Annotated in this window: 16 protein-coding genes; 15 read left to right on the forward strand and 1 reads right to left on the reverse strand. The window is 63.7% G+C overall.

The genetic code is table 11. From position 1 onward, the window contains the following. The first annotated feature begins 33 nt into the window (after positions 1-33). From glyQ to AQ12_RS22055, 6 genes are all read left to right on the forward strand, one after another. On the forward strand, positions 34-957 hold the full coding sequence (glyQ, locus tag AQ12_RS09010) for a glycine--tRNA ligase subunit alpha (protein ID WP_048439543.1): 924 nt from the start codon (positions 34-36) through the stop codon (positions 955-957). Positions 958-960: 3 nt separating this feature from the next. Further along, positions 961-3,066: a glycine--tRNA ligase subunit beta gene (gene glyS / locus AQ12_RS09015; RefSeq protein ID WP_048439544.1), complete on the forward strand. Its 2,106-nt coding sequence runs from the start codon at positions 961-963 to the stop codon at positions 3,064-3,066. A gap of 11 nt (positions 3,067-3,077) precedes the next feature. Beyond that, positions 3,078-3,644, forward strand: coding sequence for a D-glycero-beta-D-manno-heptose 1,7-bisphosphate 7-phosphatase (gene gmhB, locus AQ12_RS09020; protein ID WP_048439545.1), 567 nt, complete (start codon positions 3,078-3,080; stop codon positions 3,642-3,644). A gap of 10 nt (positions 3,645-3,654) precedes the next feature. After that, on the forward strand, positions 3,655-4,392 hold the full coding sequence (locus AQ12_RS09025; protein WP_048439546.1) for a 1-acyl-sn-glycerol-3-phosphate acyltransferase: 738 nt from the start codon (positions 3,655-3,657) through the stop codon (positions 4,390-4,392). A gap of 41 nt (positions 4,393-4,433) precedes the next feature. Continuing rightward, positions 4,434-5,414: a M48 family metallopeptidase gene (locus AQ12_RS09030; RefSeq protein WP_048439547.1), complete on the forward strand. Its 981-nt coding sequence runs from the start codon at positions 4,434-4,436 to the stop codon at positions 5,412-5,414. Positions 5,415-5,493: 79 nt separating this feature from the next. Beyond that, positions 5,494-8,535 carry a PAS domain-containing protein gene (locus AQ12_RS22055; protein ID WP_161799001.1) on the forward strand — a complete coding sequence of 1,014 codons (3,042 nt, stop codon included), beginning with the start codon at positions 5,494-5,496 and terminating at the stop codon, positions 8,533-8,535. A gap of 3 nt (positions 8,536-8,538) precedes the next feature. Here the strand turns inward: AQ12_RS22055 and AQ12_RS09040 are convergent, their stop codons facing one another. Then, positions 8,539-9,618 (reverse strand): MBL fold metallo-hydrolase, encoded by a 1,080-nt coding sequence (locus AQ12_RS09040; RefSeq protein ID WP_048439548.1) that lies wholly within the window; start codon positions 9,616-9,618, stop codon positions 8,539-8,541. A gap of 101 nt (positions 9,619-9,719) precedes the next feature. Here AQ12_RS09040 and AQ12_RS09045 point away from each other — a divergent pair, with 101 nt between their 5' ends. The 9 genes from AQ12_RS09045 to AQ12_RS09085 all read left to right on the forward strand — a co-directional run bounded on the left by AQ12_RS09045 (position 9,720) and on the right by AQ12_RS09085 (position 17,698). Continuing rightward, positions 9,720-10,127 carry a MerR family DNA-binding transcriptional regulator gene (locus tag AQ12_RS09045; protein ID WP_048439549.1) on the forward strand — a complete coding sequence of 136 codons (408 nt, stop codon included), beginning with the start codon at positions 9,720-9,722 and terminating at the stop codon, positions 10,125-10,127. A gap of 111 nt (positions 10,128-10,238) precedes the next feature. Then, on the forward strand, positions 10,239-10,700 hold the full coding sequence (locus AQ12_RS09050) for a PaaI family thioesterase (RefSeq protein ID WP_048439550.1): 462 nt from the start codon (positions 10,239-10,241) through the stop codon (positions 10,698-10,700). 26 nt (positions 10,701-10,726) lie between these two features. Then, complete coding sequence (locus AQ12_RS09055; protein WP_048439551.1) at positions 10,727-11,905, forward strand: isovaleryl-CoA dehydrogenase; 1,179 nt, start codon at positions 10,727-10,729, stop codon at positions 11,903-11,905. Positions 11,906-11,930: 25 nt separating this feature from the next. Continuing rightward, positions 11,931-12,590 carry a carbonate dehydratase gene (gene can, locus AQ12_RS09060; RefSeq protein ID WP_048439552.1) on the forward strand — a complete coding sequence of 220 codons (660 nt, stop codon included), beginning with the start codon at positions 11,931-11,933 and terminating at the stop codon, positions 12,588-12,590. 16 nt (positions 12,591-12,606) lie between these two features. Continuing rightward, positions 12,607-14,436, forward strand: a complete 1,830-nt coding sequence (aceK, locus tag AQ12_RS09065; RefSeq protein WP_048439553.1) for a bifunctional isocitrate dehydrogenase kinase/phosphatase — start codon at positions 12,607-12,609, stop codon at positions 14,434-14,436. Continuing rightward, positions 14,433-14,921 (forward strand): hypothetical protein, encoded by a 489-nt coding sequence (locus AQ12_RS09070; RefSeq protein WP_048439554.1) that lies wholly within the window; start codon positions 14,433-14,435, stop codon positions 14,919-14,921. Before aceK ends, AQ12_RS09070 begins: the two co-directional genes overlap by 4 nt. Before the next feature lie 39 nt (positions 14,922-14,960). After that, entirely contained in the window at positions 14,961-16,142 is a 1,182-nt protein-coding gene (locus AQ12_RS09075; RefSeq protein ID WP_048439555.1) for an acetyl-CoA C-acyltransferase, read from the forward strand. Between the two features lie 114 nt (positions 16,143-16,256). Beyond that, entirely contained in the window at positions 16,257-17,384 is a 1,128-nt protein-coding gene (locus AQ12_RS09080) for an acyl-CoA dehydrogenase family protein (protein WP_048439773.1), read from the forward strand. After that, positions 17,345-17,698: a YchJ family metal-binding protein gene (locus AQ12_RS09085; protein WP_048439774.1), complete on the forward strand. Its 354-nt coding sequence runs from the start codon at positions 17,345-17,347 to the stop codon at positions 17,696-17,698. The genes AQ12_RS09080 and AQ12_RS09085 overlap by 40 nt, the downstream gene beginning before the upstream one ends. Positions 17,699-17,703 lie beyond the last annotated feature (5 nt).

Here is a 17,703-nt window from a genome sequence, read left to right on the forward strand (position 1 = left end):
GGCCCGCCGCACGGAGCTTGAGAACCACAGCCCATGTTGACCTTCCAGCAAATCATCCTGTCCCTGCAGTCCTATTGGGACAAGCAGGGTTGTGCACTGCTCCAGCCCTATGACATGGAAGTGGGTGCGGGCACCTCGCACACGGCCACCTTCCTGCGCGCCCTCGGCCCCGAGCCGTGGAAAGCCGCTTACGTGCAGCCCAGCCGCCGCCCCAAGGACGGACGCTACGGCGAAAACCCCAACCGGCTGCAGCACTACTACCAGTACCAGGTCGTCCTGAAACCCGCGCCCTCGAACATCCTGGAGCTGTATCTCGGCTCGCTCGAAGCGCTCGGTTTCGATCTGAAAAAGAACGACATCCGGTTTGTCGAAGACGACTGGGAGAACCCCACGCTGGGCGCCTGGGGCCTGGGATGGGAAGTCTGGCTCAACGGCATGGAAGTCACGCAGTTCACCTATTTCCAGCAGGTCGGCGGCATCGACTGCAAGCCGATCACCGGCGAGATTACCTATGGCCTGGAGCGTTTGGCGATGTACCTGCAGGGCGTGGACAACGTCTACAACCTCAAGTGGACCGAGGGCTTGAGCTACGGCGACGTCTACAAGCAAAACGAAGTTGAGCAATCGACCTACAACTTCGAGCACAGCGACGCCGAGTTCCTGTTCACTGCTTTCGGGGCGCACGAGAAGCAGGCCAAATACCTGATGGAGCAGCAACTGGCATTGCCCGCGTACGAACAGGTGCTGAAGGCCGCGCACAGTTTCAACCTGCTGGATGCGCGTGGCGCGATCAGCGTCACCGAGCGTGCCGCCTACATCGGCCGCATTCGCAATCTGGCGCGTGCGGTGGCCCAGAGTTATTACGACAGCCGTGAACGCCTGGGTTTTCCGATGGCGCCGCGCGAATGGGTGGACCAGATGCCAAAGAAATCGCCCGCTGCGGCAGTGGGGGTTTAAATCATGGCAACGCAAAACCTTCTGGTTGAACTCTTCGTCGAAGAGCTGCCCCCCAAGGCACTCAGGAAACTGGGCGATGCTTTTGCCGGCGTGCTGTTCGAGCAACTCAAGTCGCAGGAACTTGCTGGCGCGCAATCGGCGCTGACTTCGTTTGCGTCTCCGCGCCGCCTGGCCGCCCATGTGACGGCCGTTGCGAGTGAAGCCGCCGACAAGGCCGTCTCGCAAAAGCTGATGCCTGTCAGCGTGGGTCTGGACGCCTCCGGTAACGCCACCCCAGCGCTGCTCAAGAAGCTGCAGTCCCTGGGCGCTGATGCATCGGCCGTCGCGGGGCTCAAGCGCGTGATGGATGGCAAGGCCGAAGCGCTTTTCTACGAAAGCAATGTGAAGGGCGCGACACTGGCCGGGGGCCTGCAAAAGGCATTGCTTGAAAGCATCGCCAGGCTACCCATCCCCAAGGTCATGACCTACCAGCTGGCCGATGGCTGGAGCGACGTCAAGTTCGTGCGCCCCGCGCATTCGCTGATCGCCCTGCACGGCAGCACCGTGGTGCCCATCGAAGCGCTGGGCCTGAAGGCCGGTAACTCGACAGGCGGCCATCGGTTCGAAGCGGCCGTGAACCCGGTTCTTGTCAGCGATGCCGACAGCTATGCCGCAACGCTGGAGAAAGACGGCTCTGTCATCGCGAGTTTCGACGCACGTCGCGCCCAGATCGTGCGCCAGCTTGCAGACGCCGCAGCGAAGGTCGGCGGCGGTGCACGCGCGATCGAAGACGAAGCGCTGCTCGACGAAGTGACTGCGCTGGTCGAGCGGCCCAATGTACTCACCTGTGAATTCGAAACAGAGTTCCTCGAAGTGCCGCAGGAGTGCCTCATCCTGACCATGAAGGCCAACCAGAAATACTTTCCCCTGCTCGACGCCAGCGGCAAGCTCACCAACCGGTTTCTGGTGGTCAGCAATATCCGTCCCGCCGATGCGAGTGCGGTGATCGGCGGCAATGAACGCGTTGTGCGCCCGCGCCTGGCCGACGCAAAGTTCTTCTTCGACCAGGACCGCAAGAAGACGCTGGAGTCGCGCGTCGCAGGGCTTGGCAAGGTCGTGTATCACAACAAGCTGGGCACGCAGGGCGAGCGCATCGAGCGCGTGCGCGCACTGGCGCGAAGCATCGGAATGCAGCTGGGCGGCGATGCACTCGCGCAGCAGGCCGATCGTGCAGCGCAGCTTGCCAAGGCCGACTTGCTCACCGACATGGTGGGCGAGTTCCCGGAGCTGCAGGGCATCATGGGCCGCTACTACGCGCTCAATGACGGCCTGGGCCAGGAGATCGCGGACGCGATCGAAGATCACTACAAGCCGCGCTTCGCAGGCGACGAATTGCCGCGCAGCAACGCGGGCGTCACCGCCGCACTGGCAGACAAGCTGGAGACGCTCGCCGGCCTGTTCGCCATCGGCCAGTTGCCCACCGGCGACAAGGACCCCTTCGCGCTGCGCCGTCACGCCCTGGGCATCGTGCGCATGCTCAGCGAAAAAGACCTGCAGCTGCAACTTGGCGATCTCGTCGGGCAAGCCGTTGCGCTGTTCCCGCAGGCCGATGCAAAGACGTCGGGCCTGCTGCTCGATTTCATCTACGACCGCCTCGCCGGCACCTTGCGTGAGCAGGGCTACAGCGCGCAGGAAGTCGATGCGGTCCTCGCATTGCGTCCGCAGCGCCTGGGCGATGTCGCCAAGCGCCTTGCAGCCGTGCGAGCCTTCGCCGCGCTGCCGGAAGCGCCGGCACTGGCCGCCGCCAACAAGCGCATCGGCAACATCCTCAAGAAGGCCGAAAAGGCCGATGCGCATGTGAGCGAAACGCTGCTGAAAGAAGACGCCGAGAAAGCGCTTCATGCGATGACGCAGAAGGTGGCGCCGCAGGCGAATGCGCAGTTCGAAGCCGGTGACTACACCGCATCGCTGCAGACGCTGGCTGCGCTTCGCGAGACGGTCGATGCCTTCTTCGATGGCGTGATGGTCAATGCACAAGAGATGGACCTGCGCCTGAATCGCCTGGGTCTTCTCGCCACGCTGCACCAGGCGATGAACCGGGTGGCCGATCTGTCGCGGCTTGCGGCGTAACATCGCGCACCATGAAGCTCGTCATCCTCGATCGCGACGGCACCATCAACGCCGACAGCGACGAATTCATCAAGTCGCCCGAGGAGTGGACGCCGCTGCCGGGTGCGCTCGAAGCCATCGCCCGCCTGAATCATGCCGGCTGGCATACGGTGATCGCATCCAACCAGTCGGGACTGGGCCGCGGCCTGTTCGATGTGGCATCGCTCAACGCGATGCACGCCAAGATGCACAAGATGCTGTCGGCGCAGGGCGGTCGGATCGATGCGGTGTTCTATTGCCCGCACAGCCCCGACGAGGGATGCCAGTGCCGCAAGCCGCTCCCCGGATTGTTCGAGCAGATCGCCGAGCGTTTCGGCGTGGACCTCAAGGGCACGCCGGTCGTCGGCGATGGGCTGCGCGACCTGCAGGCCGGATCGCTGGCCGGCTGCGAACCGCACCTCGTGCTCACGGGCAAGGGTGCGGCCCTGAGGGGCCAGGCACTGCCGCCGGACTACCCATCGGGCACGCAAGTGCATGAAGACCTGGCTGCGTTTGCCGACTGGCTGATCGCGCGCAGCATTCCCAAGATCGCCACCTGAAGACTCCCTGATGCCCCTCGTTCGCTCCATCATTCACGCGCTCTGGATGCTCGTGACCGTCGTGCCCTGGGGCATCTGGATGGTGACGTCATCCATCTGGAGCACCGGCACGCAGATGTGGTGGAAGGCGCAGCGCTGGCTGACATGGGCGGTCGGCCCGATAGGCCGCGCGATCCTGGGCATCGAAGTTCGCGTCACGGGCTACGAGAACCTGCCCATCGGCGAGAAGAGCCCGGCCATCTTGCTGGTCAAGCACCAGTCAACGCTCGAAACCTTTCTGATCCCGACGCTGATGCCGCATCCGCTGGCGTTCGTCTTCAAGCGCGAGCTGATCTACGTGCCGTTCTTCGGCTGGGCGATGGGTCGCATGGACATGATCCACATCGACCGCAGCCTGAAGGCGCAGGCTTTTTCCAGGGTGGTGGATCAGGGCAAGCGGCTGTTGGCCGAAGGCGTCTGGGTCATCATGTTTCCCGAAGGCACGCGTATTGCGCGGGGCCAAAAGGGTGTGTACAAGCACGGCGGCACGCGGCTGGCAGTGGAGACCGGCGCGCCGGTGATTCCGATCGCCGTCACGTCTGCCAAGGTGTGGCCGCGCAAGGCGTTTATCAAGCGCCCCGGCATCGTCGATGTATCCATTGGCAAGCCCATCCCCAGCCAGGGCCGCGAGCCCGACGAGCTGCTGCGCGAGGTGGAGGCCTGGATCGAAGCCGAGATGCGCCGCCTGGACCCCGAGGCTTACAAATAATGCGCGCCCGGCCCAGGGGCCAGCCGCTAAACTCTGGCCCCATGCACCGGTTGCTGCAGCTCACCCTCGATCTCTTCGACACCCGGCCTGAGCCCGCTGCGCCTGATCAGCGGGCGGCCGATCCAGCTTCTGCGGCCCCTGCGGCTCCCGAAGCTCCAGCGGACGCCGGGCCCCGCAAGCGCAAGTCCGCAACGCCAGCTTCATCTTCTGCCGGTGCAACGCCAGAGGCACGGCTCGACGAGCTGCTCCAGCCCGCATCGTTTCGCCATCCCCGCGCCAACCGCGAGGCGCTGCTGCGTGACTCGGTCGTTGCGTTCGAGCTTCGCCGTGGCAAACGCCGCAGCATCGGTTTCAGCGTCGGTCCCGAGGGGCTCACCGTGACCGCGCCCAGGTGGGTGCCGCTCGGTGAGATCGACGCGGCCGTCAAGACCAAGACCGACTGGATACTGAAGAAGCTCGATGCTGCGCACGAGCGCCATCGCCGAATCGAATCCGCGCGCATCGAATGGAGAGACGGCGCGACCTTTCCCTACCTGGGCGAGGACGTCATCGTGGTGCTCGATCCGCGCCACGCATTCAAGGAAGTGGGTGCGGTGCTCAATACCGATGCACAGGCGTTGCCCGGCATGCCGCGCCTCACCCTGCATGTGGGCCTGCCCCACAGCGCAACCCATGAACAGGTTCGCGATTCGGTGCAGGCCTGGCTCATGCGGCAGGCCAAATCACTTTTTACCGAACGGCTCGACCACTTCGCGCCGCTGCTGGGCGTGCAATGGAGAAAGCTGGTGCTCAGCAACGCTGGCACGCGCTGGGGCACAGCGCACTCCGACGGCCTGATCCGCCTGAACTGGCGGTTGATCCATTTCCGGTTGCCCGTGATCGACTACGTCGTCGCGCACGAGCTGAGTCACCTGCGGGTGATGGACCACAGCCCGCGCTTTTGGGACACGGTGCGCACCGTGGTGCCCGATTACGCGCAGCTGCGTGGTCAGCTCAAGGACGAGGCACTGCCGCCCTGGTGAAGCCTGCGCTTACACTGGCCCTGCGCACGCGGAGAGCGGCGCTGGGGAGGGATGTGATGGAGGCACGATGCTGGGCGGGATGAGCTTGCGCCAGAGGCTGCTGACCCTGACGGCGGTCGCAGTGCTCCCGATGGCGGTGCTTGCGTTCTGGGTGACAGCCCGTGAGACAAACTCGACCATTGCGCTGGCGCAGTCGCAACTGCGCTTTTCCGCATCCTTGCTCGCGTCCAACCAGAGCCGCGCCATCGACACCGCTGAACAATTGCTCACCGCGATCGCGGGCATCGAAGAGCTGCGAAACGGATCACGCGAGCGCTGCCAGGCGTACCTTGAAGACCTGCTGCGGCGCTATCCGATGTATTCCAACTTTGGATTCGCGCAGGCGGATGGGACCGTGCTTTGCCACGGACTCGGCGCGAAGGGGTACACCAGCGCCGCGGGCCGCGACTACCTCAATGCCGCGATCGACAAGCGCACGTTCGTGCTGGGCGCGCCGATCAACGGACGCGTGTCAGGTCGCCGCGCCCTGCCAATGGCGCTTCCCGTCGTGCGCGACGGCGTGGTCACGGTCGTCGCCTTCGCCACACTCGACCTGGCCTATGCGGCCTCCCTGCTGACCCGGGCGCAGATCCCTGAAGGTGCGCGCGTGGTCGTGGCCGACCGGCGCGGTACCGTGCTCATCGAACATCCGGCTCCCGCTTACCCCGATGCGGCACGCACCATCGCTGACGAGCAGTTGAAGGCGGCAGCGCAAGGCATGACGGCCGATTCCGGCGAGGCGCGCGACTCGCAAGGGGTGGACCATGTCTTCGCCTACGCGCCCAGCCGCCGGGTCGGCGAGGAGGGCCTGATGGTCCGTGTCGCGATGCCCAGGTCGGTCATCCTGGCCGACGGCAACGCCAACATGCTCCATGTATTTCTCGTTCTGGGCCTGGCCATGCTTGCCGCGCTGGTGGGCACGTGGTTCCTGGGCGGTCGCGCCATCGTTGCGCCGGCCCAGCAGGTCATGGGCGCAGTCAGGCGGCTCGAAAAGGGCGATCTCGACGCGCGGGTACCCCTGCGAGGCCCGGGTGTGCGTGGTGAATTCGAACGCATGGGCGCGGCCTTCAACCTGATGGCCGACTCGCTTCAGCGCAGGCAGCTCGACCTGGAAAGTGAACTGGAGCGCAGCCGCAGCGCCTATGAGCTGCTCGACCAGGTGCTCAACGGTATGCAGGACGCGCTGATTGCGGTCAGTCCGCAAGGGCGGTTGCTGCTTCATAACCGCGCCGCCCTGCAGCTCTTCGATCTCTCGGCGCCGCCGCTGACGCTGTCTCGATGGCCGGCCCAGTTCGGGTGCTATTACCCCGATCGCACGACGCCATACCTGCCGCACAAGCATCCGGTCGCGCGCGCCGCCGCAGGGCAGGCAGGCGGCGGCGCACGGATGTATGTGCGAAATGCGAACGTGCCCGAGGGCCGCATGCTGATGTGCAGCTGGCAGCCTTTCGCCGGCGGCGCCATCGCCGGAGGGATCGTGGTTTTCTCGGACATCACGCAGCTGCAGCAGTTGCAGGATGCACAAGCCGGGCAGCTGCGGCAACTTGTCGCCACCCAGCGCAAGCTCAATGAAGCGCAGCAGGCCGGGCGCATTGGCAACTGGGAGCTCGACCTGGTGGAAGGGCGCCTGTGGTGGTCTGACCAGGTGTTCGACCTGCTGGGCCTGCGCCGGGACAGTTTCGAAGTCACGGTCGCGAACTTCGACAGCCTGATTCACCCGCATGACAAGGCCGTGCATGCAGCGGCAAGGCAGCGCGCCATCGACACAGCCGGCTCGCTGGAGGTGGACTACCGCCTCATCCGGTCCGACGGGCAGGTGATCTGGCTTCACGACGTCGCGGCGACGCGTGCTGGACCCGATGGCCGCGTGGCATGGATTGGCGGCCTCGTGCAGGACATCACCGTGCGCAAGCTCGCGCAGGCCGAGCTGACGGAACTCAATGCCAGCCTGGAAGCCCGCATCACCCAGCGCACCGCCGAACTCGCGCGGCAGGAGCAGCTGTTTCGAACACTCGCGGAGCAGGCGCCCGAAGTGGTCTGGAACACCGACGCAGCGGGCACTCACCTCACCTTCGTCAACCGCGCCTGGTGTGAGCTGGTGGGGGGCACGCCGCAAGACTGGATCGGCGGCAATGACCGATCGACGATCCACCCGGACGACGTGGACGCTGTCTCGGAGAAATGGCGCCACAGCGCAAGGACCCTGGACATCTTCACCGGCGAGCGGCGCATTCGAGCGAGCGACGGCACCTTCCACACGATGTCGTACAAGGCCAGCCCGGTGCTGGATGCCGATGGCGAGGTCGCGTTCTGGGTCGGCATCGAAACCGACATCACCGGGCTCAAGGCGATCGAGCTTGCGCTGCGCAGTTCCAACCAGGAGCTGGAGGCGTTCTCGTATTCGGTCTCGCACGACCTGCGCGCGCCGCTGGGCGCGATCTCGGGTTTCAGCAAGGCGCTGGCCGCGAAGATCGAAGGCCAGGCCGACGAACGATCGCTGCACTACCTGGCGCGTATCCAGGCAGGCGTTGGCAAGATGGAGCAACTCATCGACGCCTTGCTATCGCTTTCGAAGGTGGCGAGGGCGAGTTTCGAATGGACGATGGTGGACCTGGGCGCGATAGCGCAGGAGATCATGGACGACCTGAAAGCGCAGCAGCCCGATCGGCAGGTCGATGTCGCGATCGAGCAAGGACTCGTCGCACAGGGCGATGCGCCAATGCTTCGTGTGCTGCTGCAGAACCTGCTGGGCAACGCCTGGAAGTTCACGACTCACCAGCAACACGCCCGCATCGAGTTGGGTCGCCTCAAGTCCGGCGGGCCTTTCTACGTTCGGGACAACGGTGTCGGCTTCGATATGTCGTACGCCACCAAGCTCTTCGTTGCGTTTCAGCGGCTGCACTCCGAGGCGGAGTTTCCCGGAACCGGCATCGGCCTGGCCACCGTGCGCCGCATCGTGCTGCGCCACCATGGCAAGGTGTGGGCCGAGTCCAGCCCCGGGCAATCCACGGTCTTTTATTTCACGTTGTCGCAGGTGGCGCCGCCCGCGTGGCTGGCGACCGACATCGACCGGATTTCGTGACGCTCAGGCGGTCGCGAATCGCCACACGCCGGCACCGTCCCTGTGCCGCTGCAATTGGCCCTGATACCAGAGCAGGTGCAGGTGGGCCAGCGCCTCGCCCATCGCAAAAGTGGTCTGGTGCAAATCAAGCTCGCGCTTGAACATGATCGGCAGGATGTCGGCTGCGCAGTGCGGGGACTGCGCGCAAGCATCCATCACCTCGGCCAGGCGGTCGCGATGGTGGTCGTGCAGCTGCTTGATGCGCTCGTGCAGCCCGCGAAACGGCTTGCCGTGGGACGGCAGGGTGAGCGTGTCGGCCGGCAGATCCTCGAACCGGTCGATCGAGGCGAGGAAAGCCCGCAGCGGGTCGGATTCCGGCTCGACGTCATACACGCTGACGTTGGTCGAGATGCGCGGCAGCATCATGTCGCCGGAGATCAGCACATGCAGCTCGTCGCAGTAAAGCGCGATGTGTTCGGGCGCATGGCCGTATCCGCTGATGCAGCGCCAGCCGCGCCCGCCGATGCGCACCGTGTCGCCGTCCTGCATGCGATGGAAAGACTGCGGCACACCCGGCACCATGGTCGGGTAGTAGCTTGCACGCGCGCGAATCTTCGCAATCGAGTCTTCATCGACAAGGCCATGCGCCGCGAAGAAATCAGCGGTATGGTCCCCACCGAATCCGGTCGTGCTGATGGAGGCGAGCCGCGCTGCGTTGAAGTCTGTGGCGCTGATCCACAGCGGCGCGTCCCAGCGGCTGCACAGCCATGATGCGAGCCCGATGTGGTCGGGGTGCATGTGGGTCACGATCACGCGCAGGATCGGCAGGCCGTCGAGCTGGGTGTCGAAGATCTGCTCCCATTGCGCCCTGGACTCGTCGCGGCTGATGCAGCAATCGACAACGCTCCAGCCTTGCCGGCCGTCGATCTCATCGCGCAGCAGCCACAGGTTGATATGGTTCAGCTGGAACGGCAAGGCCATGCGGATCCACTTGACGGCCGGGGCGAGACCGCTGCCTTCGCCCTCGCAGACAACAAGCGATCCGCCGCCTGCGGGCAAGGCTTCACCAAAGGGATAGTCGAGCAGCGCTTCAAGGGAATTCATGGGGTCCTGGAAGATTGACGTTGACGTAAACGTCATATGTAATCGCATTGTAGGGACGGGGCGATGGCCCTGCTGTCCCCTTGCATACACGGTTTGAATTGATGGCCACCACGACTTACACGATCAGCGACCTGGCGAAGGAATTCGACCTCACCACGCGGGCCATGCGTTTCTACGAAGACATGGGCCTGCTGCAGCCCGAACGATCGGGGCCCGGCGGTCGAAACCGAATCTATAGTTCGCGCGACCGGACGCGCCTGAAGCTCACGCTGCGCGCGAAGCGCCTGGGCCTGTCGCTCTCGGAGGCGCGAGAGATCATCGACATGTACGACAGCCCGCGCGACACCGGGCCGCAGCTTAAGAAATTTCTCGCCGTGCTTGCGCTGCATCGCAAGCAGCTCGAAGAGCAGATGGCCGACCTGCAGGCCAACCTGGAAGAAGTGAAGGTCCACGAAAAGGAAGCGCGCGCCTTGCTGGCCCGATCCGAAAAGGCCCGGCTGGCAGCCTGAGCCATCGCGGCCAATCGCCCGCAATCGCTCCCAATCGATCGTCCATGCATAATTGACGTTTACGTAAACGTCAACCAGACGCCAACCTGTACGCCACTCCAAGGAGCCGCTATGGCCGAGCTGCGATTCGATCCCAAGGACGCCGATTTCGAAGCACGCGTGCGCGCGAGTTTCGAGCGCCAGGCCGCGATGAAGACGATTGGAGCGACGCTGGCCAGGGTTGAGCCCGGCCTGGTCTGGATCGAGATGCCGTGGGCGCTGCCGCTCACCCAGCAGCATGGCTTCCTGCATGCCGGCATGGTTGCCACCGCGCTCGATTCGGCGTGCGGCTATTGCGCCTTCACCTTGATGCCGGTCGACGCGGCGGTGCTCACCATCGAATACAAGATCAACCTGCTCGCTCCTGCAAAAGGCGAGCGCTTTCGCATGGAAGGCCAGGTCATCAAGCCGGGCCGTACCGTGACAGTGGCCGAAGGCCGGGCCTGGGCGATCGAGGACGGCCGCGAAAAGCTGATCGCCACCATGGGGTGCACACTCATGGCTGTTGTCGGGCGCGAAGGCATCCAGCACTGACAAGCCACCATCAAAGGAGACACGACATGAACCTTCCGGGCCTGAACTTCCAGCTGGGCGAAGACATCGATGCATTGCGTGAGGCTGTGCGCGCGTTTTGCGATGCCGAGATCGCGCCGCGCGCCGCAGAGATCGATCGCAGCGACCAGTTCCCGATGGACCTCTGGCGCAAGATGGGTGACCTGGGCGTGCTGGGCATCACGGTGCCCGAGGAATTCGGCGGTGCGAACATGGGCTACCTCGCCCACATGATCGCGATGGAAGAAATCTCGCGCGCGTCTGCATCGGTGGGCCTGTCTTATGGCGCGCACAGCAACCTGTGCGTGAACCAGCTCAAGCGCAACGGCACCGACGAGCAGCGCAAAAAATTCCTGCCCAAGCTGATTTCCGGCGAGCACGTCGGCGCCCTGGCGATGAGCGAGCCGGGTGCGGGCAGCGATGTCATCTCGATGAAGCTCAAAGCCCAGGACAAGGGTGGTTACTACGTGCTCGACGGCACCAAGATGTGGATCACCAACGGCCCCGACGCCGACACCATGGTTGTCTATGCCAAGACTGAGCCGGAGCTCGGCGCGCGTGGTGTCACTGCCTTCATCGTCGAAAAGGGCATGAAGGGTTTCTCCACCGCGCAAAAGCTCGACAAGCTGGGCATGCGCGGCAGCCACACCGGTGAGATGGTGTTCAACAATGTCGAAGTGCCGCTGTCCAACGTGCTGGGCACACTCAATGGTGGCGCGAAGGTGCTGATGTCGGGGCTCGACTACGAACGCGCGGTGCTGGCTGCCGGCCCCATCGGCATCATGCAGGCAGTGATGGACAACGTGGTGCCCTACACCCACGACCGAAAGCAGTTCGGCCAGAGCATCGGTGAATTCCAGCTGATCCAGGGCAAGGTCGCGGACATGTACACCGTGCTGCAAGCCGGTCGCGCCTTTTGCTACACGGTGGGCAAGAACCTCGACATGCTGGGCTCCGAACATGTGCGGCAGGTGCGCAAGGACTGCGCCTCGGTCATCTTGTGGTGCGCCGAGAAGGCGACCTGGATGGCCGGTGAGGGCATACAGATCTTCGGCGGCAATGGCTACATCAACGAGTACCCGCTTGGCCGCCTGTGGCGCGACGCCAAGCTGTACGAGATCGGCGCAGGCACCAGCGAGATTCGCCGCATGCTGATCGGCCGCGAACTGTTTGCCGAAACGATGTGATTGCCGATGAGGCCAAAATAGCGACATGACTACATCGATCCAGGACCTGTTCACCCACAACCGCGTCTGGGCTGCCGAAATGGAGCGCACGCGGCCGGGCTTTTTCACCAGCCTTATCAAGCAGCAGACACCCAAGTTTATGTGGATCGGCTGCAGCGACTCCCGCGTGCCGGCCAACCAGATCACGGGACTGGAGCCCGGCGAGGTTTTTGTTCACCGCAACGTCGCGAACATCGTGGTTCACTCCGACCTGAATGCGCTGTCGGCCATACAGTTCGCGGTGGATATGCTCAAGGTCGAGCACATCATGGTGGTCGGGCACTACGGCTGCGGCGGTGTTCTCACCGCGCTGGCGGGTGGGCGCATCGGCCTGGCCGATAACTGGATTCGCCACATCCAGGACGTGCGGGATCGCCATCGCGGCCTGCTCGAATCGCTGCCCGAGAACAAGCGCGCCGATGCGCTGGTGGACCTCAACGTGATCGAGCAGGTGGTGAATGTGTGCGTGAGCACCGTGATGGTCGACGCCTGGGCCAAAGGCCAGAAGGTGACGATCCACGGCTGGGCCTTCGGCGTGCACGACGGACTGCTGCAGGACCTGCACATGTCGGTGACCAGCACCGACTCGATCGAGCCGCTGTATCGCGCTGCGGTCGAGGGTGTCATCGCGGCTCGCACCCAGTAGCAAACGTCTGGCCCGCATGTTCCCCCAGCGCCTGGATTCGCCGCTTGCCTATGACATCGCCAAGGCGATGATGGATGGCTTCAACCGGCACTACCGTCTGTTCCGCACCGAGTCGGCGCGCGCCAAGCATCGTTTTGAAACCGCCGACTGGCACGGCCAGCAGCGCGCGCAGCGAGAGCGCATCGAGTTCTATGACCTGCGCGTGAAAGAGGCAACGACGCGGCTCGAAAAGGAATTCAAGGCCGGCGAGCAGCCGATGGATGTGTGGCAACAGGTCAAGCTGCACTACATCGGCTTGCTGGTGGACCATCACCAGCCCGAGCTGGCAGAGACCTTTTTCAATTCGGTCACGACCAAGATCCTGCATCGCACGCACTTTCACAACGACTTCATCTTTGTGCGGCCGGCCGTGAGCACCGAATACATCGAGAACGATGAACCAGCGGCCTTGCCGACCTATCGCGCGTACTACCCCACGCGCGAGACGCTGGGCGAGACCATCACGCGCATCGTCGACAACTTCCGCCTCCAGCGGCCGTTCGAAGACCTCGCACGCGACTCGAACTACGTGCTGGAGGCGATGAGTGCGCGGCTGCACGGCGTCACCTTGCGCGCCAATTTCCAGATCCAGGTATTGGCGTCGCTGTTCTTTCGCAACAAGGGCGCTTACGTCGTCGGCAAGATCATCAACGGCTTCAACGAAGTTCCGTTTGCGCTGCCCATCCTGCACAGCAAGGAGGGGGTGCTGGTGATCGACGCATGCCTGTTCGGCGAAGATGAGTTGCAGGCCCTGTTCTCGTTCGCGCGAGCTTATTTCATGGTCGACATGGAGATTCCGTCGGCGTATGTGCAGTTTCTGCGCTCGCTCATGCCGCGCAAGCCGCGCAATGAGATCTACAACGCGCTCGGCCTGGCCAAGCAGGGCAAGACGCTGTTCTATCGCGACTTTCTCTATCACCTGAAGCATTCCAGCGACAAGTTTCGTATCGCACCCGGCATCAAGGGCATGGTCATGCTGGTGTTCGACCTGCCGTCCTTTCCGTATGTCTTCAAGCTGATCAAGGACTACTACCCGCCGCAGAAAGACACGACGCGCGAGCAGATCAAGGGTAAGTACCTGCTGGTGAAACAGCACGACCGCGTGGGCCGCATGGCCGACACGCTGGAGTACAGCGAGGTTGCTTTCGCGCGCGACCGGTTCGAAGAAGAGCTGATCGAAGAGATCCGCAAGTTCGCGCCCAGCCAGCTGGAAATCAGCGACCGTGATGGCGATGGCCGCGAAGAGGTGGTCATCAAGCATCTCTACATCGAGCGCCGGATGATTCCGCTCAACATCTATCTGCAGGAAGCCTTCGATGCGCGCGGCACCGCGCAGGCGCAGGACCAGATCGAGCGCGCCGTCATCGAATACGGCAATGCGATCAAGGACCTGGTGGCCGCCAACATCTTTCCGGGTGACATGCTGTGGAAGAACTTCGGCGTCACTCGCAACGGCAAGGTGGTGTTCTACGACTACGACGAGATCGAATACATCACCGACGTGAATTTTCGCAAGGTGCCGCAGGCGCGCAACGAAGAAGAAGAAATGTCGGGCGAGGTCTTCTACAACGTTGGTCCCAAGGACGTCTTTCCTGAAACCTTCGGCCCTTTCCTGCTGGGCAATCCGGCGGTGCGCGAAGTCTTCATGAAGCACCACGCTGACCTGCTCGACGCCGCGTTCTGGCAAAAGTACAAGGAACGCATACAGGCCGGTTACGTGCACGATGTGTTCCCCTATGACCATGACAAGCGGTTCAAGCGCATGCATGTGCCCCCCGCTGCGCAGGCCGAAGAGGCTGCAGCATGAACGCCCGTGATGCATGGGAGCTGGCGAGCTTTGTCGTCACCGTGGTGGCCTTGCCGTTCGCGATTATTTTCTTCGCGCTGGAGCAACGCAAGGAACGCGACAACGAAGAGGAAGAGGCCTATCAGCTGCTCTCGGATGCGTACAACGATTTCCTGAAAGTCGTGCTCGCCAACCCCGACCTGCACCTGCGCACCAACGAGCCGCTTCAAAGCCCGACGAGCGAGCAGAACGAGCGCATGCTGGTGATTTTCGACATGCTGATGTCGCTGTTCGAGCGGGCTTATCTGGTGGCCTACAAGCCGCGAATGACCGAGACCGAATCGCGCCGCTGGAACAGCTGGGATGACTACATGCGCGAGTGGTGCCACCGCGAAGATTTTCACAATGCATTGCCGTTGTTGCTGCGCGGCGAAGACCCCGAGTTCCAGACCTACCTGCGGCGCATTGCCGACGAGGAACGTGGCGGCGTGATTGCGCTGGCCTGACCTTCATTTCATCTCATCCCATCTGAAAGGAGCTATCCAATGTCTGATTCCATCGTTATCACCGGTGCTGCCCGCACGCCCATGGGCGGTTTCCAGGGCGACTTCTCGTCCCTGGCCGCGCATGACCTGGGGGGCGCTGCGATCCGCGCCGCTGTCGAGCGCGCAGGCGTCTCCGGCGACGCCGTGGGCGAAGTGCTGTTCGGCAACTGCCTGATGGCGGGCCAGGGCCAGGCGCCCGCGCGCCAGGCGGCGTTCAAGGGCGGGCTGCCCAAGAGCGCAGGCGCGGTCACGCTGTCGAAGATGTGCGGCTCGGGCATGAAGGCCGCCATGTTCGCGCACGACATGCTGCTGGCCGGCACGCATGAAGTCATCGTGGCGGGCGGCATGGAGAGCATGACCAATGCACCGCACCTGCTGCTCAAGGGCCGCAGCGGCATCCGCATCGGCCACGACCGCATCTATGACCACATGATGCTGGACGGACTCGAAGATGCTTATGAGCCGGGCCGTGCCATGGGTACGTTTGGCGAGGACTGCGCTGCCAAGTACAACTTCACGCGCGAGGCGCAGGATGCCTTCGCGATTGCGAGCGTGCAGCGCGCAAAGGCTGCGACCGAGTCGGGTGCATTCGCCACCGAGATCACGCCTGTCAGCGTGAAGACGAGAAGCGGCGAGGTCATCGTGTCCATCGACGAAGGCCCCGGCAAGGTCAAGCTCGACAAGATCGCCACGCTCAAGCCCGCGTTCAAGAAAGACGGCACGATTACCGCCGCATCGAGCTCCAGCATCAATGACGGCGCTGCTGCGCTGGTGATGATGAAGGAATCGACCGCGACGAAATACGGCGGCCGCCCGATTGCACGCCTGGTGGGTCACACCATGCACGCCCAGGAGCCGGGCTGGTTCACCACAGCCCCGGTGGGCGCAGTACAGAAGCTGCTTGCCAAAACCGGCTGGAAGGTCAGCGATGTCGATCTGTGGGAAGTCAACGAGGCATTCGCCGTAGTGCCGATGGCGCTGATGGCGGAGATGAAGATCGGCCACGACATCGTGAACGTCAATGGCGGCGCCTGCGCGCTGGGTCATCCCATCGGTGCGTCCGGTGCCCGCATCATGGTGACGCTGATTCATGCGCTGAAGGCACGCGGCGGCAAGCGCGGCATTGCGACGCTGTGTATCGGTGGCGGCGAAGCGACTGCGGTTGCGATCGAGCTGGTTTAAACAAGCTGAAACAGCAGAAGGCCGTCATTGCGGGCTCGACCCGCAATCCAGCACTTCCTGAATTCATGGATGCCGGATCAGTTCCGGCATGACAGCCAAGGAAACCAGTACACCATGCTGCTCACCCAAGACCAGGAAATGATCCGCGATGCGGTTCGCGCATTCGCCCAGGAGCAGCTGTGGCCCAACGCCGCACGCTGGGACAAGGAGCATCACTTCCCGCATGACGCGCATCAGGGCCTTGCGGCCTTGGGCGCCTACGGCATCTGCGTGCCTGAGGAATTCGGTGGTGCCGACCTCGACTACGTGACGCTCGCGCTGGTGCTCGAAGAGATTGCCGCAGGCGATGGCGGCACCAGCACCGCGATCTCGGTCACCAACTGCCCTGTCAACGCGATCCTGATGCGTTACGGCAATGACGCGCAAAAAAAGCACTGGCTCACCCGACTCGCGCAGGGCGAGTTGCTCGGCGCTTTCTGCCTGACCGAGCCGCACGTGGGCAGCGATGCATCGGCGCTACGAACCACTGCGGTGAAAGAGGGTGACGGCTACGTCATCAACGGCGTCAAGCAGTTCATCACCAGCGGCAAGAACGGACATCTCGCTATCGTCATTGCGGTGACCGACAAGGGCGCAGGCAAGAAGGGGATGAGCGCTTTCCTGGTGCCCACCGACACGCCCGGCTACCTGGTCGCGCGGCTCGAAGACAAGATAGGCCAGCATTCCAGCGACACCGCGCAGATCAATTTCGACAACTGCCGCATCCCGGCCGAAAACCTGATCGGGCAGGAAGGCGAGGGCTACCGCATCGCCCTGTCCGCGCTGGAGGGCGGTCGCATCGGCATCGCGGCGCAAAGCGTCGGCATGGCGCGCAGCGCGTTCGATGTGGCAGTGGCGTACGCCAAGGAACGGCAGAGCTTCGGCACAGCGATCATCAATCACCAGGCGGTCGGCTTCCGGCTGGCCGATTGCGCGACGCAGATCGAGGTCGCGCGCCAGATGATCTGGCATGCGGCGGCGCTGCGCGATGCGGGCCGGCCGTGCCTGAAGGAAGCGGCGATGGCCAAGCTGTTTGCCAGCGAGATGGCCGAGCAGGTCTGCAGCGCGGCCATCCAGACGCTGGGCGGCTATGGCTACGTCAGCGACTTCCCGGTCGAGCGAATCTGGCGAGATGTGCGGGTCTGCCAGATTTACGAAGGCACATCCGATGTGCAGAAGATCATCATCCAGCGCGCGCTGTGACTGAGCGCGAGTGGCCCGCGGATGCCCAGGCGCTCATGCGCTCGCGCTATGCCGCCTTCGAGGCGCTGGATCGCGATTGGTTGCTGGCGACCTGGCATCCTTCGACCCGCCCCGCCGACCTGCAACTGGATACGGGCGTCAAGTGGCTCGGTCTTGACGTGCGCGACTACAAGTTGATCGACGACACACACGCCGAGGTCGAATTCGTCGCGCGCAGCCGCGTCGCGGGCGGACGTGCGATCCGGTTGCACGAGCGCAGCCGCTTCGTGCGGGAAGACGGCCGCTGGTATTACCTGGACGGCGATATACGGTGAACCAG

The organism is Caenimonas sp. SL110, from assembly GCF_001044395.1.
Taxonomy (GTDB): Bacteria; Pseudomonadota; Gammaproteobacteria; order Burkholderiales; family Burkholderiaceae_C; genus Ramlibacter.